We start from the raw sequence: 21,432 nt of genomic DNA on the forward strand, positions 1-21,432 counted from the left end.
TATACACAAGAAATTTTCGTTTGTGTATCAAGGGTTTGTATCTTTAAGATAAGAATAAATAATATCCGCGACTTTTTCTGTGTTATGACGAACGAGATGGTTGTCATAAGAGAGAATCTCTTCGGCAATCACTTCCAGCCCCATAGCCTTTAATTTATCCACATCAAAGTGAACGGGGCTCGCCTGTTCTTCATTATATCTTTCCTGCACCTCTTTGGGCACCTGCTTTTTGTTCACCAAGATATAATCGATGCTCGGCGTTTCCAAATGATCGTATAAAGCCTTCACGTGGTCGCTTGCTGAATAATCCAGGGTCTCCCCCGCCTGTGTCATGATGTTGCAAATATACATCTTCTTCGCTTCCGCCCTGCAGACGGCTTCGCCAATTCCAGGGACAAGAAGATTCGGTAAGATACTAGTATATAGGCTTCCCGGTCCCATCACAATTAAATCAGCTTCCTTGATGGCACGCAGGGTTTCCCCTAACGCCTTGATGCTGTCCGGCTTCAGGAAGACACGTTTGATTTTCTTCCCGGCTTTCGGGATAGCGGACTCTCCCGTCACAATCGTTCCATCTTCCATTTCAGCCTTCAAGATGACACTTTGATTCGCCGACGGCAGCACCTTGCCCTTCACATTCAACACCCTGCTCATTTCCTGGATCGCATGAACGAAGTCCCCAGTGATGGAGGCGAGTGCCGCAATGATCAGATTTCCCAGTGCATGGCCGGAAAGTTCATTCGTCGTTTCAAAACGATGCTGAAACATTTGTTCAACCAATGGCTCTACTTCTGAAAGAGCAGCAAGGACATTCCGTATATCCCCCGGTGGAGGTATATCCAAGCTGTCCCGCAAACGACCGGAACTGCCACCGTCATCAGCGACGGTGACGATGGCCGATATATCAATCGGGTGTCGTTTCAATCCCCTGAGAAGGACCGGTAAGCCCGTTCCTCCCCCGATTACGACGACCTTGGGTGTATGTGTCATGTTGTTAGACCCTTTCTCTTCTGAATGTCTCGATGAGAAATTTTCGTTTGATAGTCTTTTTCAAAATGATGTCCAAGATATTCTGCTAACGCAACCGAACGATGCTGCCCGCCTGTACAACCGATCGCAACGACAAGCTGACTCTTTCCTTCCCGCTTGTATTGGGGAAGCATGAACGATAGCAGGTCGGTTACTTTTTCAATGAATTTATTCGTTTCATTCCATTTCAGCACATACGTCGACACTTCTTCATCCAATCCCGTCTTCGGCCTCATATGATCGATGTAATGAGGATTCGGGAGGAATCGTACATCAAATACCAGGTCGGCATCGATGGGAATCCCGTGCTTAAATCCGAATGATACGACATTCACCGTGAAAATCGTCTTCTTATTCACCGAGAATTCCGTTAGAATTTTTTCCCGAAGCTCTCTTGGCTTCATAGTGGAAGTGGTATATATCAACTGCGCGCGCCCCTTCAACTCTTCAAGAAGCTCCCTTTCCTGACGGATCCCTTCAAGGGGCAGTCCCGAAGGAGCCAGCGGATGGGAACGGCGCGTTTCCTTGTATCGTCTGACAAGGGAAGAATCATCTGCATCGAGATAAAGGATCTGAGGGGATACCCATGAGGTTTCCGCCAGTTCGTCTAATGCTTTGAATAGATGATCGAAGAACTCTCTTCCTCTGAGGTCCATGACAAGGGCGACCTTATTCATTTTATTACCGGACTCTTTCATCAGTTCCAAGAATTTTGGAAGAAGAGTGGGTGGTAGATTGTCCACACAGAAGAATCCTAAATCCTCAAAGCTCTGAATGGCAACAGTCTTACCTGCCCCGGACATCCCCGTTATGATGACCAATTGAACGTCGTTTGTAGAACCTGTACTCATACTCTTCCCCACCTTAATCGTAATGATCTATATAAAAGTTCGTTGTTTAACTTGGATCCAGTCGATATGACAATAATTTAAAATCAGGAGTATAGGTAAACGTTCCATAAATCGTATTCTTTCCATGCAAGAGGTAGTCGAGAATATGATAATCTCCTTCAGCCATCGGCAAATTCTTGATCTCTTCGATTGGATGCCATTTGATCTTGCCTTCTTCTGATTCCTGCAGATTGACTCCATCTGCTTCTGTTGCAAAGAAGGAGAACATCATCCACTCCGATACGATTTGATCGCCATCTTTGATGATAAACGTAAAGACGCCTTTCAAATCAGGATTTTTCAAGTAAATACCCGTTTCCTCACGATATTCGCGAATCACGGCATCCCTGATCGATTCACCAGACTCCATCTTTCCACCAGGAGCGACCCACCAGTTCCTTCTTGGTTTTTGGAGAAGGAGCACCTTGTCCCCATCCAGATATAAACAATTTGTGACACGTTGCACTACCTTCACCTCAATCTTGATGATTCGGGAGTGATATATGCATCCATCCCATTTACAGTCAATCTCGTTGCTTACATTATACTATGATTGTAGACAAGCTACAATGTCTTGGCTTGCGGAGGAACATGTCGAATGGAATCGAAAGATAATAGGACAGGTTTTGACAGGATCAGTTGTTGTATATCATTGATACAGAGCACTGGAGTGACTATAACAGGTAAAAAAGAGCAAAAAAATAGACACAGGCGAGTCCTGTGTCGTCTACGGGATTTATTACTTAAAAGGGGGTCAATTTCTTATTTTCTATATTACCCGAAAATTGTTTCACTAGTGTTACAACAGATTTAAAACGGTATTACGGAATGTTAATGTTTCCAACGAGATTTTACAATTTCTCTCGAATCCTCGCGAATCCTGTCAAAACCAGGTTAAAAGTCATAGTTCTTCATAATCCGATCTGCAATTAATTCATACCCTTTCCCATTGGGATGCAGGGAGTCATGAAAATAGTTCTCTTTGGACTTCCCTTTAAACAATGGATTCGTAGAAACGTATTTCACATTTTCATGCTTTTTAACTTCTTTCATCATCGATTTATTCCAATCGTCCACGTATGCTTCGATCTTATCACTGTCCTTGTCCGGATATGGATTATATAAGCCCAAAACGATAATGTCCGCATCCTTATTCGCTGTCCCGACAATATTCAGGGTTTTATCCAGATGGTCGAGAAAATCCTTTTTTGCATCCATGATTTCGTCGTGATGTAAAGGAAACAGGTCTCCACCATTGTTTTTAATTAAATCATTGGTTCCGATATTGATGATAAATACATCCGCTTCACTTAAATCCTCGGCAACATCGGGCTTCACGATCTGAGCGAGTAACTGATCCGACTGCTGCCCGGGTATCCCAAGATTTTGAAAGTGATACGACCTCTTCGTATGTTGTTGATTTACTTTCTCTTCTAATCGGCCGATATAACCTTCTTCTTTCTTATCACCGTATCCATATGTGAGAGAATCGCCTAAAGCAATGACACGTTTCTTCGTAGATGACTCCGTCTCGTCGGCAAAAAAACTGAAATAGATGACGGGGATAAGGGCAAATAAGACAGCGATTGCTGCAAATTTCAGCACTTTCATAGTTGATCCAACCTTCCGCAATAAACTTTAGATGACGTTCATAATAGACGTTATTCCCTTTTGGAAGAGGTGTAATCTTGTTTATTTTTGGAAGTGTGGTGGTAGGATTGGTTATCATGTTTTTTCAGGTTAGAAATTGATATTTCTTTATGATTGTTGAGATGATTCTCGTTGAATTTTCGTGAGGAGCGGTATCTCCCACATGCTTAGCGGGGTATGATCGGGGAGGCGTTCAGAGAAATCCGGCCGATTCGGGCAAGAAACAAGCCGAAACGGACGAGAATTCAGCTGTTTTCGAGTTAGATCCAGCCGAAATCGGAAATAAACCAGCCGATTTACATTTTAGCAGCACATCCCCCCACGACCCCAGCCAGAGGTCCGTCCCTCTCATTCATTTCTTCTGTACCCCGAACCGCGCATTCAACTGTCCCTTGATCATTTTTTGCTTTGCTTCTTTTCTCTCTTTTCTCGTTAGTTCATATTTGATTTCCTTCGTCGTTACTCCTTCTTCACGCTGATCGGCGATATCCATCAATCGTTCCACATCAGAAAAGGAGTACTTCCGATAGCCCCTGTTGGAGCGATGTGGAAAGATCAGGTTTTTCTCTTCATAGTAGCGGATCTTCCTCTCGGTCAAACCGGTCAATTCGCTCACAACTCCGATGGATATCACTTTTTTATCCTTATAGGAAGGTTCATTGTCCACGTTGTCCTCATCCTCCTAAACAGGGAATATCTTGATTATACATGTCTCCTACTCCTCTTTGGACTATTATGTTAGAAAACTTGACAAAGAATTCTAAATTGGTAGAAAACTTTACAAGGTAGATGATTTATCATGAAAACCACCTTACACTACCAATAAGAATTCAAAAGGAGTGAACACGCATGCCCTTTTTACGTGAAGCCGTTGAACGACAGAGGCAGCAATTTATTCGTCGGTTAGTAGAAGCTGGTGTTTACAAGTCATGTGATAAAGGATTACAGAAGCTGACGCTTTCGGAGTTGGTGTATGTGTTTAATAAGCATAAGAAGAATTGACTTATAAAAAAAGCCTTACGAAAGGTGAATCCCTTTCGTAAGGCTTTTATAATTCATCCGTTTTTAACTTTTTCTTTCAGCTCTTCGATATAGTGCTGAGCTGTTTGAGCGGCAATACTGCCGTCACCTGTTGCTGTCACGATTTGACGGAGTTGTTTTTCACGGACATCACCGGCTGCAAAGATTCCAGGAACCTTTGTTTCCATTTGTTCGTTTGTTTCGATGTATCCTTCAGAGTTGATGATTCCAAGGTTGGCAAATGGCTTCGTCAACGGAAGCATTCCGATGTAAATGAAGACACCATCCGCTTGGAAGTCTTTTTCTTCTCCGTTTTCAGTGGACACAAGCGTCACACTTCCGACTTTTCCGTCTTTGTCATTGATTTCTTTCACGGTATGGTTCCAGATGAAATCAACTTTCTCGTTATCGAAGGCGCGCTGTTGCAGGATCTTTTGGGCACGCAGTTCGTCACGACGGTGAACGATCGTCACTTTGTTGGCGAATCTTGTCAGGTAAACTCCCTCTTCCACGGCAGAGTCCCCTCCACCGACTACGACAAGGTCTTTTCCTTTAAAGAATGCTCCGTCACATACGGCACAGTAAGATACTCCACGACCGCCCAGTTCTTTTTCACCAGGAACGCCGATTTTTTTGTACTCTGCACCTGTTGTGATGATCACGGCACGGGCCTTGAATTCCTTGGAACCGGTTTTAACGGTTTTAAAATCCTCGCCGTCCACGATTTCTTTGATGTCTCCGTAAGCGTATTCCGCACCGAATTTTTTCGCATGATCAAACATTTTATTAGAAAGATCAGGACCTAGAATATGGTCGAAGCCAGGATAGTTCTCCACTTCTTCCGTATTCGCCATTTGTCCGCCCGGTACTCCTCTTTCAAGCATAAGCGTTGAAAGGCTGGCACGTGACGTGTAAACAGCTGCAGTCATACCTGCAGGGCCTGCACCTACAATGATTACGTCATAAATTTTTTCTTCAGACATGATGACATTCTCCTTCCGAAACGTTCATAAACATATGCTTTATTTCAATCATATGGATAGGGCTCTTATGGTGCTTCAGGCTTCCATCCATAGTATTAACTTCCTACACCTATCCTATAAAAATTAGACACATATCGTCCAAAAATATGCTCAAGGAAGGTAACTTTCCACGACCTCTATATATTTTGTCAATGTACTTGTGGAGACATTGAACCGGTCGCAAATCTGTTTCTTCGTGACCTTCTCATTCCGCAGGCGATTCCAGACAAATTCCGTAGCCGCTGCGAAGGCTTTTGCATTCTTGAAGGTTTCCCGTTCTTTAATCCCCCGGTAAGCAATGGTGAACCACGTTAGGAATAAGCCGGATTCCACACTCGTAATCGGGCGATGATTACCATAAAGGTGCAGGGCGACCTCATGCATATTACGGATTTCCTGATTCACTTTGATCGAACTGTTCCCATGGCTATTTAACACCTGGGCTAAATAAACCTTTTCCACGATCGACAGGTCCTCCACTTCACAAAAGTCCGCATGAGTGAGGATGGCCCGTTGATTGTCAGAGATGGACGTCAGGAAAAGACCGAATAATTTCTCCTCGGTATAGTCACTTTGAAGCTTTTTTAAAATCGATGTTACATGATTTTCAAAGCCCTCCGCTTTCTTCTGATCGTTCCAGGGCTCGAGTCCTTCTTTTTCAGGATTGATTTCCAACACCTTTTTCCACGCTGTACGGGCAGTATCCCCGTGCCCCGTCTCATGCGCTGAATAAGACAACCAATAATAAAAGCTCGCATCCCCTTCAAATCCGATCTTCTGAAGATACTTCAACCATTCATAGGCCTTTTTCGAATGACCAATCAGGGCAAACGTGGCCCCGAGCTTATAACGGTGCTCATGAAGCAGGGGACGGACCTTCTCAAGACCTTGGATCAATTCATCCAGTTCATCATGGCGCTTTTGATAGAAATAAAAAACGGCCGTGTTGCACAGGGCATGAAGATTTCCAGGATTCTTTTCTAACACTTCTTCCAGGGTGGCAGACGCTTTATCCACTTCCCCTAAATAGAAATAAGCAAGTGCCAGATTGTTATAAGCCGACCAGAATTCCGGATAGTCCTTGATCACCTGCTGCAAGGTATCCACAGCTTTCTGGAAGTGACCGGATTCAAGGAGTTCCCTCGCTTTTTCCTGCTGCACGATGAGCTCATCATGCTCATAGAGATCATCCACGATCAAATCGGAATCAAGCTCTAAAAGCTCCAGCAGATCTTCGGCATCTTCGACAAATTCACCGTACTCTTCTTTTTCCAGATACGTGGAGACCTGTTCGTACGCCTCTTTAAATAAGCCTAAATGAGCATAATTGTTAGCCAGGAAATAGTGACATTCTGACATATGGGGATCAAGATCCTCTATTATGTTATGCAATAGGTCATTGGAACGCTTGTATTCACCAAGCTCTGTATACACAATCGATAATTGACAGGCAATCATCGGTTCGATCGGTTCTAATTGAAACGCTCTATTTAAATATTTTAACGATTTCTTAAGCTCTCGACGTTGATAAGCTTTCATCCCTTTGTTGTAGTAATACTCTCCAGTCGGGACAAAAGACAACACTTTCGCTTCTTCACTACTTAATTTTGACCCTTTTCTCATCAAAGTCCTCCGAAACGTTCATAGTATAACTACAGTAGTATATCATACAATACACCCGTACTAAACTACCATATTTTGAGGGACGGACCTTCGCGCATGCACGAAGGTCCGTCCCTCAAGGGTGTTATTTATTATGACGTTCCACTAGGACTCCCAGTACATCTTCGAGTGGAAGTTTTTGTTCTCTTAGAAGGACAAGTACGTGGTAAAAGAGGTCTGCGACTTCCCATTTCAGTTCCTCGCTGTCCCTGTTCTTCGCGGCAATGATCACTTCTGATGCTTCTTCGCCGACTTTTTTAAGGATCTTGTCTACCCCTTCTTCAAAAAGGTAGGTCGTGTAGGCTCCTTCCGGTCGCTCCATTTCACGATTTTCAATAAGTTTTTCAAGGGTGAGAAGGATATTTTCTGTTGATGACTTCTCTTCACCATACACATTTTCATGGAAGCAGCTTTCTTCCCCTTTATGGCAGGCAGGACCTTTCTTATCGACCAGGACAAGAAGGGCATCGCGATCACAATCCCACGTGATGTTCCTGACTCTTTGGGTATTCCCGCTCGTTTCGCCTTTATGCCACAACTCTTGTCGCGAACGGGAATAAAACCAAGTTTCTCCTGTCTCAACGGTTTTCTTTAGAGACGTTTCATTCATATATGCCAGTGTCAAAACATCCTTCGTATTGGCATCCTGAACGATGGCAGGCACCAATCCTTTATCATCGTACTTCACGGATGCAATCCAATCATTATTCGTCATCTTACGTGCACCTCCTGCTCTCTTAAGTAGCTTTTTACTTCTTCTACACTTGTTTCTTTATAGTGAAAAATGGAGGCTGCGAGGGCCGCATCCGCTTTGCCTTCAGTAAACACATCTTTGAAATGATCCGCATTCCCTGCTCCCCCTGAAGCGATCACAGGAATCGAGACGGCTTCGCTGACGGCCTTTGTAAGAGCCAGATTGAAGCCTTTTTTCTCCCCGTCACTGTCCATGCTCGTGAGTAAGATTTCCCCGGCACCGAGAGCTTCCACTTCTTTCGCCCATTCTACGGCATCAAGGTCCTTCAGCTTTCTTCCACCGTGGGTATACACCTTCCAACCCGTGCTATCTTCATCATACTTGGCATCAATCGCTACAACGATGCATTGAGATCCGAAATAATCGGCTCCTTCCCGTACAAGTTCCGGCCGAAGTACGGCAGCTGTGTTAAGGGAAACTTTATCTGCACCTGCCCGGAGGATTGCTTTCATATCTTCCACTGAATTGATTCCGCCGCCTACGGTGAAGGGAATCGCCAGCTCCGCAGCTACATGCTGAACGACTTCCACCATGGTTTTCCGCCCTTCGTGAGAAGCAGAGATATCAAGGAATACTAGCTCATCCGCCCCTTGCTCGTCATAGACCTTCGCAAGTTCAACGGGATCACCCGCATCGCGGAGTTCCACAAACTGAATTCCTTTTACCACTCTCCCGTCCTTCACATCCAGGCAGGGAACGATTCGTTTTGTTAACATGATTTCACCTCATTTACAGCCTCACTCACAGTGAATTTCCCTGTATAAATCGATTTCCCGCAAATAGCTCCTGATACGCCCCTGGATTCATTCTTTTTTAAATTCCTGAGGTCTTCCAATGAGCTTATGCCACCAGACGCAATCACTGATTTTCCCGTTTGTTCAGCCAGCTCCACAATCGCTACTACATTGGGACCAGATAGCATTCCGTCTGTAGCAATATCGGTGAAGATAAACGTTTCGGCTCCGGCATCGGCCAGTTCTTTTCCAAGATCGACTGCTTTAAGGCTCGACGTTTCAAGCCAACCATGGGTCGCCACATAGCCATCCTTCGCATCAAGCCCGATGGCGATACGATCACCATATTCAGACAGCCATTCCTTTACCAATTCTGTGTCCGAAACGGCGATACTGCCAATGATCACACGATCGACACCCCGGTTCAAATAATGCTCGATATCTTCTTTGGAACGGATGCCCCCACCGATCTGTACCTTAGCATCGAGTTTCTCTGCAACGGCAACCACGAATTCATCATTAATCCGGGAGCCTTCCTTCGCCCCATCAAGATCGACCATATGGATCCACTCTGCCCCTTCATCGGCGAATTTCTTCGCCATATCAAATGGAGAATCTCCATAAATCGTTTCCTGATTATAATCTCCCTGGACGAGACGAACACATTTCCCTCCCCGCATATCAATGGCTGGATAAATCGTAAAACTCATGAGACCGCCTCCTTCACCCGTTTTGTAAAGTTTTCTAACAGCTGCATGCCAAGTTCACCGCTTTTTTCAGGGTGAAACTGCATTCCGTATATATTGTCCCGACTCACGACGGCAGGGATCGTGACGCCCGCATAATCCGCGCTTGCCACAATGACGTCCTTTGATCCCTCATGCACATAATAAGAATGAACAAAGTACACATAGCCTTCTGTCAATCCTTCTAAAAGGGAAGAGTTTTTCTCATACCGAAGCAAATTCCACCCCATGTGAGGGACTTTGAAAGCATTCCCTGCACTGTCCTCCTTCGGAATGTGAATCACTTCTCCAGGAAGGAGAGCCAAACCCTTTGTCGCTCCATTTTCCTTACTTTCCTCAAACAACAGCTGCATGCCTAAACAAATGCCAAGGAGAGGCTTCCCGCTTTCGGCGAAGGTCAGGATCGTCTCTTTTAAATGGGTGGTTTCAAGAAGGTTCATGGCATCTTTAAATGCCCCTACCCCCGGTAAAATCAACCCATCCGCTTTTACTAATTCTTCTTGTACATCACTTATGAAGTAAGGGACGTTCAAGCGTTCAAGAGCCTTGCTGACGCTGAACAGATTCCCCATTCCATAATCCACAATTCCGATCATGAACTATAACATTCCCTTCGTAGACGGAACCCCTTTGACACGGGGATCGATCGTCGTAGCTTCATCGAGGGCACGGCCAAGCGCTTTAAAGATTGCTTCAATGATATGGTGCGTGTTGTGACCATAATGAACGATGACATGCAGATTCATCCGTGCTTCAAGTGCCAGCTTCCAAAGGAATTCATGAACGAGCTCCGTATCGAAGGTTCCGACTTTCTGACTTGGAAGTTCTGCGCGGAATTCCAGGTGCGGACGGTTACTCAGATCCACCACGACCTGTGCGAGCGCTTCATCCATTGGAACCATAGCAGATCCGTAACGTTTGATACCCTTTTTGTCTCCAAGGGATTCAAGTAGCGCCTGCCCCAAACAAATCCCGATATCCTCTGTCGTATGATGATCATCGACCTCAATATCACCATTAGCTTCTATCGTACAATTGAACTGTCCGTGCTTCGTGAACAAATCCAGCATATGACTCATAAACGGGACCCCCGTCTCGATCTTTGAGCTTCCTTCCCCATCGACCCCAAAACTCAACCGGATGTCAGTCTCATTGGTCTTACGCACAATCTCTGCACTTCTCACCATGTTGTCCTCCTTTTTGTAGGGACGGACCTTCCAAATGAAGGTCCGTCCCTCTTCCCTACTTTTTATCGAATCGAATTTCCACTGCCCTTGCATGGGCCTCGAGCCCTTCTAACCGGGCGAGCTTCGCGATTTTTTCATAGTTATTCTGCAGTGCTGTTTCACTGTAGGAAATGACACTTGTCTTTTTCATGAATTCATCCACGTTCAACGGGCTTGAGAAACGGGCTGTCCCGTTCGTCGGCAGGACGTGATTCGGTCCTGCGAAATAATCCCCGACAGGCTCCGAGCTGAAGCGTCCCAGGAAGATGGCTCCGGCGTGACGGATTTTGGCCATCGTTTCGAACGGCTTTTTCGTCAGGATTTCAACATGCTCTGCCGCAAGCTGGTTGACCAGCCCAATTCCTTCTTCCATATCTTCCGTTACATAGATGGCCCCGAAATCCACGATGGATTGACGCGCGATCTCTTCGCGGGGAAGAGTCGCTAGTTGGCGTTCAACCTGTGCTGATACTTCTTCGGCAAGGGTCGCTGAATTCGTCACCAGGACTGTAGACGCAAGCACATCATGCTCAGCCTGTGAAAGGAGATCCGCTGCAATTTCATCGGCCCGCTGATGTTCGTCTGCCAGGATGACGATTTCACTGGGGCCGGCGATCATATCGATATCCACATCACCGAATACTTCGCGTTTGGCCAGGGCAACGAAGATATTTCCTGGTCCCGTTATTTTATCCACAGGAGTGATCGATTCCGTTCCGTATGCCAGTGCCGCTACCGCTTGGGCACCACCGACCTTGAAGATTTCTTCCACTCCGGCGACTTTTGCTGCCACAAGTACTCCTGGAGACAGCTTTCCATCCTTCCCTGGAGGAGAAACCATGGTGATCCTTTTGACTCCGGCCACTTTTGCTGGAAGTACATTCATCAATACAGACGACGGATAGGCTGCTGTTCCACCCGGAACGTACACACCCACTGAATCAAGCGGTGTCAGCTTTTGACCTAGCATCGTTCCATTTTCATCTGTTGTGAACCATGACGACCTTTTTTGTTGTGAATGGAAATCACGAATATTATCCGCCGCTTCTTCAATGATCGAAATGAGTTCAGGATCGAGGGTTGAGAACGCTTCTTCTATCTCACTCTCAGAAACTTTGTAGTTTTCTAATTGGATACCATCAAATTTCTCAGTATAGTGACGGACCGCGTTATCTCCATCCTTCTGTACAGAAGAAATGATCCCCTGAACCGCTTTCCGCTGTTCCTCTGTGCCACTATCCACAGAGCGTTTAATCGACGCCACGCTGACATCCTTCATAATCTTCACAGAAATCACCAACCTTTTAGAGGGACGGACCTCCTATAAGGTACCGCCTTCTCTATGTATTCTCTATTCAGAGGGACGGACCTCGATATACACCGATTTACCGCCCCGAAATTTCCTCAAATGCTTGTCATTCCTCACTTTCGGACCCAATCGAGCAAGGTCCGTCCCTCTCACCCGATGATGCGGGTGAGGCGGGAGACGAGGTCTTCGATTTTTTCGTCTTTCATCCGGTAACTGACGGGATTCACGATTAGGCGTGAGGTGATGCCTACGATGGTTTCGTATTCGACGAGGCCGTTTTCTTTCAGGGTACGACCTGTAGAAACGATATCGACGATACGGTCAGCCAGCCCGATCAAGGGGGCAAGCTCGATGGAACCGTTAAGCTTGATGATCTCCACCTGTTCACCCTGCTCCCGGAAGTAGGATGAAGCGACATTCGGATATTTGGTTGCAATCTTCGGTGCCACATCACTCATTTTCGTATTGGGAAGTCCCGCAACAGCCAGGTAACATCCACTGATCCGCAGATCGAGAAGTTCATAGACGTCCCTCTCTTCTTCCAGCATGACGTCCTTTCCGGCAATCCCTAAATCTGCGACGCCATGCTCCACATATGTCGGAACATCCATCGGCTTTGCGAGGATGAACCGCAAGTCCTCCTCAGGCACTTCGATGATGAGCTTTCTTGAATCATCGAATTCGGGCGGCAGATTATAATCTGCCTTTCTTAGTAAATCCACCGCTTCCTCGAAGATCCTCCCTTTTGGCATCGCAATCGTTAACGCACTCATGATGTTTCACCACCTTTTCTATCCTGTCCGACTACGAAGTGAACATTGCTGAACCCCTTCGTAAACTCGTCCACATCTCCTACACCCTTCCAGTTCTGAAGGACGACCTCGACACCTTCATTCCTCAAGTCACGTGCCAGGCCGATGGCTTCTTTCCTGCGCTCATCGCTGAACAGTACACACTGTTGAAGGGAGGAAGATAGTTCAACCTGCATCGCTTCCAGTACGTAATCGAGGCGCAATCCGAAGCCTGTCGCCCCTGAGTTCTTTCCGAATTTTTCAAGAAGCTTATTGTAGCGTCCGCCATTTCCGATGGCAAACCCGACATTGTCACCGTACACTTCAAATAAAATGCCTGAGTAATAGCTCATGTGGCTGACAAGGCTCAAGTCGAACTTGACATACTGCTCTACTTCATAATCCTTCAGAATATTCCACAGATCCTTCAGCTGTTCCAATGCCCGGAGCCCTCTCTCACCTTCAAGAAGGCTATGGGCTTCACCGAGCACGTTTTCTGAACCCCGTAATTGCAGGAACCGGAAAAGACGCTCTTTATCAATAGATGACAGGGCAAGGTCATTAACATGCTGACGATACCCGACATAGTTCTTCTCATATAGATATCTTCTTAACGTATCCGCCCGTTCTTCCGTCCCCACGATCTGTGTGAACAACTCCTGGACAAACCCGATATGGCCGATGGAAATTTTGAAGTGTTCCAGTCCGGCTTCTTTCAATACGGATACCATCAGGGCGATCACTTCAGCATCGGCACTGACGGAATCGTCGCCGATGCACTCAATGCCCACCTGCTCAAATTCAGCAGGACGTCCACCTTCCCGCTGCTGTGCCCGGAATACGGAATTAGAATAGGCGAGTCTCAATGGTGCTTCATCTTTCAATAATTTTGACGCAGCGATCCTCGCGATTGGTGCAGTCATATCAGGTCTCAACACCAGAGTATGTCCCTGCTGATCCAATAGCTTGAAAAGCTGCTGATCGAGGATGGCTGACGCTTCCCCGACGGTTTCGTAATATTCAAGGCTCGGGGTTTCAATAAACTTGTATCCCCAAAGCTTCATAGTTTGTTCCATTTTCTTCTTTGTCTGGTCTTTGATTTCATATAAATCAGGAAATGTATCTCTCATTCCCAATGGCTTCTCGAACATAAACAACTTAGTCATAAGAACCACCTTTGAAGTATTAATTCATCTATTTTTCCCCGATAGAGGGATTGCTACTAATTCTCGATTATTCAGAAATCCTTTAATTCGCTAATGTGCTAATAAAATAAAGTTAAATGTAGTGTAGCGTTTCTTTTTTTATTCGTCAACCGTTTGACGGGATGATTTTCTGGGAGATTGCGGAAGCGTGCGGGGTAGTACTGTTGTGGGATATCTGCCATATTTTATTTTTATCTGCCGTTTTCATCATATATCTGCCGAAAATTGAATTTATCTACCGATTATCCGATATATCTGCCATTCGACAAATTCCGCCATCCACCCACCCTCCTCCATCTTTTACAAACAAAAAAAAGGCAAAGATAGAATTCAATCTATCTTTGCCTTTTCCCTTATTTTTCTCTATTCAATCCATAAATGGCATCTTCCCGCCATCGTTCTGCCAATTCATCTTTTGTATAAATGACTCTCATCGGATTTCCCCCGACGAACGCACCTTCGGGAACGTCTTTATGCACGAGGGTGCCGGCTGAGACGATGGCCCCGTCACCAATTTTCACTCCCGGCAACACCGTGGTGTTGGCACCGATCATCACTTCCGATCCAATTTCCACATCACCTAACCGGTATTCCTTAATCAAGTATTCATGGGCAAGGATTGTCGTGTTATAACCGATGACCGTGTTCCGCCCCACGGAAATCTTCTCAGGAAACATCACATCGAGCATCACCATCAAGGCGAATGAGGTGTGCTCACCGATTTTCATCCGAAGAAACGTCTTATACAGCCAATTCTTCATTCCCAGAAATGGTGTGTAGCGGGCGAGCTGGATGACGATGAAATTTTTGACGACCTTCCCGAATGGAACGGTTTTATACACATGCCAGAGGGAATTTGCTCCTTCTACAGGATAGCGGGTCGTCCGTCTCATGCAGTCGGGGCTCCCACGATGGATAATAAGTCCTTCATGTTATCAAGCATGAAATCCGGCTCATAGTGGGCCAGATGCTCTCTGCCTTTTGCACTCCAGGCAACTCCTGCCGACAGGACTCCTGCATTTTTCCCTGCTAAAATATCGTGGTGATTGTCACCGATCATGATCGCTTCATCCGGCGAAGATCCCAATGCGATCAACGCCTTCTCGATCGGTTCCGGATGGGGCTTCGCGTTTTCCACCTCATCCAGCGTGATGATGACTTCAAAGAACTGTCTTAGATTCATCAGGTCCAGTCCTTTTAACACCACGTCTCGTACCTTCGTCGATACGATGGCTAATTTGTATCCATGCTGGTGAAGCGTCTGAACGGTTTCATACACTCCCTCAAACTCCGTCACAAGGGAATCATGATGTTCATGATTGTATGCCCGGTAATGGGCACACATTTCTTCCATTTTCTCAGGGTTCAACTCCCCGAACGATTCTTCCAAAGGCGGACCCATGAATGGATGAACATCCTTTTCTTCATATTGTCCTGGATAATAGTGATTCAATGTATGCAAGAAGGATGAAATGATCAGATCATTCGTATTGATCAACGTTCCATCCAAGTCAAATAAGATTGTTGTAATCCTGCTCATAATGCAGCTCCTTTTCTTTCTTAGCATCGACTTTGTTCCAGAAATACGCAATGACCATCGTCAGCACGATCGCCGTCACCAGCCTGATCAATAGCAATGGAAGGACGGGTATGCCAAGCGGAAGGAAGATTAATGTATCCTCGACCACCGCGTGACACGCCACCAAAAAGATGAAGGCGATGGTGACATCTTTCCTGCTGACCCCGTCTTCCTTGACCGCCTGGATCATGACGCCAGCCCCGTAGGCAAGACCGATGACGAGTCCAGCCACCATTGTGGAAGACGTATTCTCATTCATCCCGAGTGCCCGTGTTGCAGGCGACATCCAGCGGGAAAACACGTCCATCCATTTCAAGTCTCTCATCACCTGAATGACCATCATAAGGGGGATGACGATCAGTGCCAATTGTAAGACCCCGAATCCCGCTTTCTCAAGTCCAAGCAGGAAGATCTCTCCCCATCCATTTGGTTCTGCTTGTTGAGGAGGCATCATCCCATATTTCGCAATCTCCGAGCCGCCGCTCCATACTAGATTAATGACAATAGCAGATAGGAGAGCAAGGCTGACCCTCACGGTAACAATCAGCCAGATTTTCACACCGACTTTTGAAGCAACTGTCGATTCAATGAAAAGATTATGGCAAAAAGAGAGCATCACCGCGATGATGAAAACTTCTTTCACCGTTAAATCCAGGGACAAAATCCCACCTATTCCCGCATAAAGATTTAGGGAATTTCCCAGAACAAGGGGAATAGCCGCATCACCTGACAGACCGAGAAGTTTCATGAGAGGTGAAATCTTTTCCATGATCCACGGAAGGACCGGTGTGTATTGCAGTAGAAAGACGATGAGTGTGATCGGAAAAATGACTTTCCCCAACGACCACGTTGTTTTCAATCCTGTGAGTCCGCCATTTTTCAAAGATGACATCCACATAGTTCTTACTCCCCTTTTGTTAAGCGTTCAAGCTATCTGACTTCTCTTCATAAGCCTTTTGGGCAAGACCTGTTTTTCTTCTATAAATAAACACAGCGATCGCGGCAATGATCAGGAAGATGGAAATCACTTGAGCGAACCGCAAGGACCCCAGCATCAGACTATCCGTCCTGAGCCCTTCAACAAAGAAACGACCAATGGAATACCAGATCACATATGTCAGGAACAATTCTCCCCTTCGCAGCCAGCCGGCCTTTCTTCTCAACACAAGAAGCAGGATCAGTCCGGCAAAGCTCCAAAGTGATTCGTATAGGAACGTAGGATGATAATACGCACCATCGATGTACATCTGGTTGATGATAAAATCAGGAAGCATCAGATTTTCAAGAAAGGCACGTGATACTTCCCCACCATGTGCCTCCTGGTTCACAAAGTTGCCCCAGCGACCGATTGCCTGGCCGAGGATGATGCTAGGCGCTGCGATATCCGTCAATTTCCAGAAGGACAATCCTTTCACTTTGGCAAAAACGACCGTTGTCAGGACCGAACCGATCAAGGCACCATGAATGGCGATTCCTCCATTCCATACTTTGATGATATCCCCCGGATGATCGGCATAATAATTATCCCATTCGAAAATGACGTAATAAGCACGGGCACAAATGATGGCGATGGGGATCGCCCACACGAGTAAATCAATGAATGTATCGGGATGAAGGCCTAAGCGTTTGCTTTCACGAATGACTAAATAAAGTCCCAGTGCAATCCCAAGTCCGATGATGACTCCATACCAGTGTACCTGGATTGGCCCGAGTGAAATGGCAATAGGATCGATTGGCGTAATGTTCTCGTTCATTTTGTCTCTCCTTTATGAATATGGGCTATTTGGTTTATGTAAAGCTTAAATATCCTCGTTTTCACCGTCTTCGATTACATCTGCCAAACGGTTCGTAAATTGTTCTGCAGCATTCACTCCCATGCGCTTAAGACGGAAGTTCATAGCAGCCACTTCGATGATGACGGCAAGATTTCGTCCCGGACGTACCGGTACAGTATATTTCGTAATATCCGTATCGATAATTCTCATTTTCTCTTCTTCCAGTCCAAGGCGATCATACTGTTTCGTTTTATCCCATAGCTCAAGATTGATGCAAAGGGTAATACGTTTATAGCTGCGGACCGCTCCGGCACCAAACAATGTCATCACATTGATGATTCCCAAGCCTCGGATTTCCAGAAGATGCTCAATTAACTCAGGGGAGCTACCAATCAGTGTATCCATATCTTCCTGGCGAATTTCCACACAATCATCGGCTACCAGACGATGCCCTCTCTTCACAAGTTCAAGGGCGGTTTCACTTTTCCCGACGCCGCTCTTACCCGTGATCAATACTCCAACTCCATAGATATCGACCAGAACACCATGGATTGCCGTTGTAGGAGCAAGCTTACTTTCTAAGTAATTCGTCAGCCTTGAAGAAAACCGTGTCGTTTTCATGGATGAGCGCATGACAGGAACATCATACCGATTCGCCGCTTCCACAAGCTCATCAGGGATCACCAGGTCTCTTGAGATAATGATACCTGGAGTGATATCTGTACAAAGTGCTTCCATTCTCCGTTTGCGTTCTGCTTCATCCAATAACTCCAGGAAGGAAAGCTCAGTTTTCCCCAGTAACTGGATGCGTTCTGCAGGATAGTAGTTGAAATACCCGGCCATCTCCAACCCCGGACGGGAAATATCGCTCGTTGTAATGGGTCTATGTAAACCTTCTTCTCCCCCGACAAGCTCCAAATTGAACTTCTCGACGATATCTTTAGTGCGAACTTTTGCCACAAGTAGCTCCTCCTTCACGTTACACTCGCTTTGTCATAATAAGCGTACTCTAACCTATTTTAGCAATTATGGAGAAAAGCGCAAGGAGACCTGCTCAACCGCCCAAATGATGAAAAGCGCAGCCACGGCTACGCTTCAATGAATGCTTTTATCACTGAGAGAATCTCTCTATGAGTGGAAATCGAATCAATGACCTGAAAATCATGCTCCAGGCTGTGATTGACATCCTTGACTACATGCACATGCATGCGCTTATTCCCTTTTAGTCGGTTGAATCGCTCCTCATCAAAATGTGGGTCACGGTCCCCTGCGATGCATATCCCTTCCTGCTCACTATCCATCACAGCTTGAAAGACCTCATCCTCTTTCAATAGAGGGGTTAACCAGACAAACTTAGAATCCTGTAGTCTTTCATTATGTATTTCATTGCCAAGGGCAAGTGTGCCAAGGGACTTGGCTACTACGTGTATATGAGAATAGCTTTTTTCAGTCAGAATCTGCTCCATTATCTTCTTCACATCATGCTTTAAAGCATCATCCTTTTCTTCTATAGAAAACCCCTTATAGTCTGATGAGGAATACTGATAATTGATATGGAGGACATCATATCCTTTATTCAAGTACAGCCCCGTTGAATAGTGCAGCAAAGGCGCCTGCACCGTGTAACCCATACCCGGCAGGAAAATAGCGATACCACCTGGTTCTTTTATTGGGGATAAAAGAGTATACGGGACCTCGATGTGACGATATCCTCTCATTACATCCGATGTGACTTTCATGAATTTCTCCTCCTTTTTCCATCTATTTCTATTTCGAAGGGGAAATCTCCTTTTTTGACCACAAAAAAACTCCGGATGAGCCCGGAGTCCTTCCTGTTTACTTTTCTTTCATTGGTTCGAGCACCGCTTTTTGAATCACCAAATTGGCAAGTGACAAAATGATGGATGCCAAAAATGCCATCCCGAAACCAGAAAGTTCGAAACTGCTTCCCATCAGTCCATCCGTCAATAACAGCGTAATGGCATTGATGACAAAAAGAAACAGTCCCAATGATAAAATCGTGACCGGCAGTGTCAGGATGATTAAAATCGGTTTTACGAGCACATTCAGGATCGACAGAATAAAGCTCGCTCCGATGGCCGCCCCGATCCCCGACACTTCAAATCCTTCAAAAAAACCGGCTAATGCAATAAAGATTACTGCATTGATTAAAATCCCAATAATCCATCTCATTATCTGATGGCTTCCTCCTCATGTGGCAGCACGAAGGCCAGTAAAGCATAAATGACACCCAGCGGGAAAAACCCCGTTGGAATGAGCAGGATGATGAAGATCACCCTTAGGATCGTGGAATCGATCCCTACATAACGGGACAATCCACCGATCACTCCAGCCAGCTTTCGGTCTGACCTTGATCGTGCTAATCGTTTTTTCATTATGATTCCTTCTTTCTCATCTTATGCGTTGTCCTTATTAACATTCTTCTGTTCATGCTTTTTTATGAGGACAGATCCTGCTTTTGTTTCCGCAAAAAGATGAAGCTTATCGGGTGAATCCGTTTTACGACTGAAACGGATCGATTTCTGCACCACTTCATTTTTTTCCTCTAGTACATCCATACCCTGCAATTCAACCTTGAAACTGCCGAAATTCGATTTGGCTTCTCCGGAAATATTGATGTTTTCAGGAACAAATAAATCAATATTCCCTGTCACCGTTTTGGCATGCACAGTGTCGGCTTTTTCGCCGGTTAGGTCACATATGATGTTTCCGTTCAAGGACTGCACATCAGAATATAAGATATCTCCTTCAACATGGACCTTTCCATTAATGGATTCTGCTTCGACATGATCCGCTTTGGCATTCAGGATAGAAATCGCACCGTTTGACGTCTCGACTTCCGTTTTCTTCGATGTCAGACGATCAATATGAATCTTCCCATTTGCCGCCTTTGCGCGAAGGTCCTCCACTTCTAAATTCTCGGCACTTAACCCGCCATTGAATAAACGGACCGAAATCCTTTTATATTGATGTTTCGGAATGTAGAGCTTAGCATCCACTTTCATCCACTTTAATTGTGTCGAGTAATAGAGTGTATCTCCATCAACGGCAAAAGACGTATTCTCCATAAACTGCTTTCGTGCTTCTTCCTGATCCTCCGTACGGTAAACCTTCGCTTCACATTCCACACGAACCTCTTCTCCATCCCATGGGATCAGTTCCACTTTCCCATTCGCCACATCTACGTCGATCTTCTCGAAATTGGTATTGGGCTGTTGGAAAACATGGGACAATTCAACCGATTGGTTCCATTGAAAATCAAAGTCGAAATTCTTGATTTTGGTTAAAGCCGAATTCATGAAATCGAGAAGCTTATCTTTCGGATTCCCTGTTTGAGTCGAATCATCCTTTGAACCCTTTTTGTCATCTTGAAAAATGGAAACAATATCATCAAGGAAATCCTTTTCTTTTTTCTTGGATGTGTGTGATTTTTTATCGAGTGCTTCCAGCAATGCCAGTGCTTCCTGTGCCGAAATCGTTCCATTTTCCAACATATCCAAAATGCGTTTGCGTTCTTCATTCATACTCTTTCATCCCCTTTATTGATTATAAAAGTACTTTGATTCCCTTATACACATTCCAAATGACCACAACAACACTGATTAATATAGATAAACCGATCATGATCAGAGTATAAATCGGCAGCCCCGCACCACTTGCAAAAACACCCATATCGAAAACCAAGCCAGCAAGTACGAGGGGAAGTGCAATGACCGGTAATAAGTGAGATAAAAAGGCCGATTTTGCATCCTTTTTCACAAATGGATCATTTGAAACAAAATAGACAATCAAAGGGAAAAGGAAGCCGGCAAAAAAGATACTAAAATAGCATAGGGCAGATAATACCTTATTGGTCTCCATCTTCATCATCTCCTCTACTACTATTTACGATACGCTGGGCAAAAAGTTTCAATGCATTTGTTACTAATCTTATTTTCACATAAGAAGATTGTGCTTCACTCCATCTGGAGGCTGAATTTGGGTAGGTATGGGGTTGTGGTTTACAGTGGTGAATGGAA

Annotated in this window: 26 protein-coding genes; 1 reads left to right on the forward strand and 25 read right to left on the reverse strand. The window is 45.4% G+C overall.

From position 1 onward, the window contains the following. Positions 1-27: 27 nt before the first annotated feature. The 5 genes from LCL96_RS20535 to LCL96_RS20555 all read right to left on the reverse strand — a co-directional run bounded on the left by LCL96_RS20535 (position 28) and on the right by LCL96_RS20555 (position 4,236). Positions 28-990 (reverse strand): gluconeogenesis factor YvcK family protein, encoded by a 963-nt coding sequence (locus LCL96_RS20535; RefSeq protein ID WP_224944823.1) that lies wholly within the window; start codon positions 988-990, stop codon positions 28-30. After that, complete coding sequence (gene rapZ / locus LCL96_RS20540) at positions 987-1,880, reverse strand: RNase adapter RapZ (RefSeq protein WP_098352017.1); 894 nt, start codon at positions 1,878-1,880, stop codon at positions 987-989. The genes LCL96_RS20535 and rapZ overlap by 4 nt, the downstream gene beginning before the upstream one ends. A gap of 46 nt (positions 1,881-1,926) precedes the next feature. Then, positions 1,927-2,385, reverse strand: a complete 459-nt coding sequence (locus LCL96_RS20545) for an 8-oxo-dGTP diphosphatase (RefSeq protein WP_206857391.1) — start codon at positions 2,383-2,385, stop codon at positions 1,927-1,929. 428 nt (positions 2,386-2,813) lie between these two features. Next, positions 2,814-3,530, reverse strand: coding sequence for a GDSL-type esterase/lipase family protein (locus LCL96_RS20550; protein ID WP_224944825.1), 717 nt, complete (start codon positions 3,528-3,530; stop codon positions 2,814-2,816). Positions 3,531-3,921: 391 nt separating this feature from the next. Next, positions 3,922-4,236: a MerR family transcriptional regulator gene (locus tag LCL96_RS20555; protein ID WP_224944827.1), complete on the reverse strand. Its 315-nt coding sequence runs from the start codon at positions 4,234-4,236 to the stop codon at positions 3,922-3,924. Positions 4,237-4,418: 182 nt separating this feature from the next. Between LCL96_RS20555 and LCL96_RS20560 the strand changes: the two genes are divergently transcribed. Further along, complete coding sequence (locus LCL96_RS20560; protein ID WP_224944828.1) at positions 4,419-4,571, forward strand: Fur-regulated basic protein FbpA; 153 nt, start codon at positions 4,419-4,421, stop codon at positions 4,569-4,571. Between the two features lie 53 nt (positions 4,572-4,624). Here the strand turns inward: LCL96_RS20560 and trxB are convergent, their stop codons facing one another. From trxB to LCL96_RS20660, 20 genes are all read right to left on the reverse strand, one after another. Continuing rightward, positions 4,625-5,572: a thioredoxin-disulfide reductase gene (gene trxB / locus LCL96_RS20565; protein ID WP_224944830.1), complete on the reverse strand. Its 948-nt coding sequence runs from the start codon at positions 5,570-5,572 to the stop codon at positions 4,625-4,627. 150 nt (positions 5,573-5,722) lie between these two features. Next, the gene (locus tag LCL96_RS20570; protein WP_224944832.1) at positions 5,723-7,234 is read right to left on the reverse strand and encodes a tetratricopeptide repeat protein; all 1,512 of its coding nucleotides are present in this window, start codon (positions 7,232-7,234) and stop codon (positions 5,723-5,725) included. A 124-nt stretch (positions 7,235-7,358) separates the two neighbouring features. Next, complete coding sequence (gene hisIE, locus LCL96_RS20575; protein ID WP_224944834.1) at positions 7,359-7,988, reverse strand: bifunctional phosphoribosyl-AMP cyclohydrolase/phosphoribosyl-ATP diphosphatase HisIE; 630 nt, start codon at positions 7,986-7,988, stop codon at positions 7,359-7,361. Continuing rightward, positions 7,985-8,743, reverse strand: a complete 759-nt coding sequence (gene hisF, locus LCL96_RS20580) for an imidazole glycerol phosphate synthase subunit HisF (RefSeq protein WP_224944836.1) — start codon at positions 8,741-8,743, stop codon at positions 7,985-7,987. The genes hisIE and hisF overlap by 4 nt, the downstream gene beginning before the upstream one ends. Continuing rightward, entirely contained in the window at positions 8,737-9,471 is a 735-nt protein-coding gene (gene hisA / locus LCL96_RS20585) for a 1-(5-phosphoribosyl)-5-[(5-phosphoribosylamino)methylideneamino]imidazole-4-carboxamide isomerase (protein WP_224944838.1), read from the reverse strand. Before hisA ends, hisF begins: the two co-directional genes overlap by 7 nt. Next, complete coding sequence (gene hisH, locus LCL96_RS20590; RefSeq protein ID WP_224944840.1) at positions 9,468-10,103, reverse strand: imidazole glycerol phosphate synthase subunit HisH; 636 nt, start codon at positions 10,101-10,103, stop codon at positions 9,468-9,470. Before hisH ends, hisA begins: the two co-directional genes overlap by 4 nt. Before the next feature lie 3 nt (positions 10,104-10,106). Continuing rightward, on the reverse strand, positions 10,107-10,694 hold the full coding sequence (hisB, locus tag LCL96_RS20595) for an imidazoleglycerol-phosphate dehydratase HisB (protein WP_224944842.1): 588 nt from the start codon (positions 10,692-10,694) through the stop codon (positions 10,107-10,109). 55 nt (positions 10,695-10,749) lie between these two features. Continuing rightward, positions 10,750-12,021, reverse strand: coding sequence for a histidinol dehydrogenase (gene hisD / locus LCL96_RS20600; RefSeq protein ID WP_224944844.1), 1,272 nt, complete (start codon positions 12,019-12,021; stop codon positions 10,750-10,752). A 170-nt stretch (positions 12,022-12,191) separates the two neighbouring features. Beyond that, positions 12,192-12,815: an ATP phosphoribosyltransferase gene (gene hisG, locus LCL96_RS20605; RefSeq protein WP_224944846.1), complete on the reverse strand. Its 624-nt coding sequence runs from the start codon at positions 12,813-12,815 to the stop codon at positions 12,192-12,194. Then, the gene (locus LCL96_RS20610) at positions 12,812-13,999 is read right to left on the reverse strand and encodes an ATP phosphoribosyltransferase regulatory subunit (RefSeq protein ID WP_224944847.1); all 1,188 of its coding nucleotides are present in this window, start codon (positions 13,997-13,999) and stop codon (positions 12,812-12,814) included. The genes hisG and LCL96_RS20610 overlap by 4 nt, the downstream gene beginning before the upstream one ends. 392 nt (positions 14,000-14,391) lie before the next feature. Then, on the reverse strand, positions 14,392-14,931 hold the full coding sequence (locus LCL96_RS20615) for an acyltransferase (RefSeq protein WP_224944849.1): 540 nt from the start codon (positions 14,929-14,931) through the stop codon (positions 14,392-14,394). Continuing rightward, entirely contained in the window at positions 14,928-15,578 is a 651-nt protein-coding gene (gene ppaX, locus LCL96_RS20620) for a pyrophosphatase PpaX (protein WP_224944851.1), read from the reverse strand. The genes LCL96_RS20615 and ppaX overlap by 4 nt, the downstream gene beginning before the upstream one ends. Then, positions 15,550-16,515 (reverse strand): nucleoside recognition domain-containing protein, encoded by a 966-nt coding sequence (locus LCL96_RS20625; RefSeq protein ID WP_224944852.1) that lies wholly within the window; start codon positions 16,513-16,515, stop codon positions 15,550-15,552. Before LCL96_RS20625 ends, ppaX begins: the two co-directional genes overlap by 29 nt. Before the next feature lie 19 nt (positions 16,516-16,534). Then, positions 16,535-17,371, reverse strand: coding sequence for a prolipoprotein diacylglyceryl transferase (gene lgt / locus LCL96_RS20630; protein WP_224944854.1), 837 nt, complete (start codon positions 17,369-17,371; stop codon positions 16,535-16,537). A 45-nt stretch (positions 17,372-17,416) separates the two neighbouring features. After that, entirely contained in the window at positions 17,417-18,352 is a 936-nt protein-coding gene (gene hprK, locus LCL96_RS20635) for an HPr(Ser) kinase/phosphatase (RefSeq protein WP_224944860.1), read from the reverse strand. Between the two features lie 128 nt (positions 18,353-18,480). Then, a complete protein-coding gene (locus LCL96_RS20640) occupies positions 18,481-19,131 on the reverse strand; it encodes an alpha/beta family hydrolase (RefSeq protein ID WP_224944861.1) in 651 nt (216 codons plus the stop codon). A gap of 97 nt (positions 19,132-19,228) precedes the next feature. Next, positions 19,229-19,585, reverse strand: coding sequence for a phage holin family protein (locus tag LCL96_RS20645; RefSeq protein ID WP_098351986.1), 357 nt, complete (start codon positions 19,583-19,585; stop codon positions 19,229-19,231). Continuing rightward, positions 19,585-19,788 (reverse strand): PspC domain-containing protein, encoded by a 204-nt coding sequence (locus LCL96_RS20650; RefSeq protein ID WP_224944862.1) that lies wholly within the window; start codon positions 19,786-19,788, stop codon positions 19,585-19,587. The genes LCL96_RS20645 and LCL96_RS20650 overlap by 1 nt, the downstream gene beginning before the upstream one ends. A 21-nt stretch (positions 19,789-19,809) precedes the next feature. After that, on the reverse strand, positions 19,810-20,937 hold the full coding sequence (locus LCL96_RS20655) for a DUF4097 family beta strand repeat-containing protein (protein WP_224944863.1): 1,128 nt from the start codon (positions 20,935-20,937) through the stop codon (positions 19,810-19,812). 22 nt (positions 20,938-20,959) lie between these two features. Next, complete coding sequence (locus LCL96_RS20660) at positions 20,960-21,274, reverse strand: DUF4870 domain-containing protein (protein WP_224944864.1); 315 nt, start codon at positions 21,272-21,274, stop codon at positions 20,960-20,962. Positions 21,275-21,432: the final 158 nt, after the last annotated feature.

It is taken from the genome of Rossellomorea aquimaris (genome assembly GCF_020172085.1).
GTDB classification, from domain to species: Bacteria; Bacillota; Bacilli; order Bacillales; family Bacillaceae_B; genus Rossellomorea; species Rossellomorea aquimaris_E.

Bases quoted from the DNA above. Each gene is read 5' to 3' on its own strand.
- LCL96_RS20570 (WP_224944832.1), bottom strand. From the start codon at position 7,234: ATGAGAAAAGGGTCAAAATTAAGTAGTGAAGAAGCGAAAGTGTTGTCT.
- hisB (WP_224944842.1), bottom strand. From the start codon at position 10,694: ATGGTGAGAAGTGCAGAGATTGTGCGTAAGACCAATGAGACTGACATC.
- LCL96_RS20560 (WP_224944828.1), top strand. From the start codon at position 4,419: ATGCCCTTTTTACGTGAAGCCGTTGAACGACAGAGGCAGCAATTTATT.
- rapZ (WP_098352017.1), bottom strand. From the start codon at position 1,880: ATGAGTACAGGTTCTACAAACGACGTTCAATTGGTCATCATAACGGGG.
- LCL96_RS20625 (WP_224944852.1), bottom strand. From the start codon at position 16,515: ATGTGGATGTCATCTTTGAAAAATGGCGGACTCACAGGATTGAAAACA.
- LCL96_RS20615 (WP_224944849.1), bottom strand. From the start codon at position 14,931: ATGAGACGGACGACCCGCTATCCTGTAGAAGGAGCAAATTCCCTCTGG.
- LCL96_RS20660 (WP_224944864.1), bottom strand. From the start codon at position 21,274: ATGGAGACCAATAAGGTATTATCTGCCCTATGCTATTTTAGTATCTTT.
- trxB (WP_224944830.1), bottom strand. From the start codon at position 5,572: ATGTCTGAAGAAAAAATTTATGACGTAATCATTGTAGGTGCAGGCCCT.
- LCL96_RS20655 (WP_224944863.1), bottom strand. From the start codon at position 20,937: ATGAATGAAGAACGCAAACGCATTTTGGATATGTTGGAAAATGGAACG.
- LCL96_RS20640 (WP_224944861.1), bottom strand. From the start codon at position 19,131: ATGAAAGTCACATCGGATGTAATGAGAGGATATCGTCACATCGAGGTC.
- lgt (WP_224944854.1), bottom strand. From the start codon at position 17,371: ATGAACGAGAACATTACGCCAATCGATCCTATTGCCATTTCACTCGGG.
- LCL96_RS20535 (WP_224944823.1), bottom strand. From the start codon at position 990: ATGACACATACACCCAAGGTCGTCGTAATCGGGGGAGGAACGGGCTTA.
- ppaX (WP_224944851.1), bottom strand. From the start codon at position 15,578: ATGAGCAGGATTACAACAATCTTATTTGACTTGGATGGAACGTTGATC.
- LCL96_RS20650 (WP_224944862.1), bottom strand. From the start codon at position 19,788: ATGAAAAAACGATTAGCACGATCAAGGTCAGACCGAAAGCTGGCTGGA.
- hisIE (WP_224944834.1), bottom strand. From the start codon at position 7,988: ATGACGAATAATGATTGGATTGCATCCGTGAAGTACGATGATAAAGGA.
- LCL96_RS20550 (WP_224944825.1), bottom strand. From the start codon at position 3,530: ATGAAAGTGCTGAAATTTGCAGCAATCGCTGTCTTATTTGCCCTTATC.
- hisH (WP_224944840.1), bottom strand. From the start codon at position 10,103: ATGATCGGAATTGTGGATTATGGAATGGGGAATCTGTTCAGCGTCAGC.
- LCL96_RS20645 (WP_098351986.1), bottom strand. From the start codon at position 19,585: ATGAGATGGATTATTGGGATTTTAATCAATGCAGTAATCTTTATTGCA.
- hisA (WP_224944838.1), bottom strand. From the start codon at position 9,471: ATGAGTTTTACGATTTATCCAGCCATTGATATGCGGGGAGGGAAATGT.
- hisF (WP_224944836.1), bottom strand. From the start codon at position 8,743: ATGTTAACAAAACGAATCGTTCCCTGCCTGGATGTGAAGGACGGGAGA.
- hisG (WP_224944846.1), bottom strand. From the start codon at position 12,815: ATGAGTGCGTTAACGATTGCGATGCCAAAAGGGAGGATCTTCGAGGAA.
- LCL96_RS20610 (WP_224944847.1), bottom strand. From the start codon at position 13,999: ATGACTAAGTTGTTTATGTTCGAGAAGCCATTGGGAATGAGAGATACA.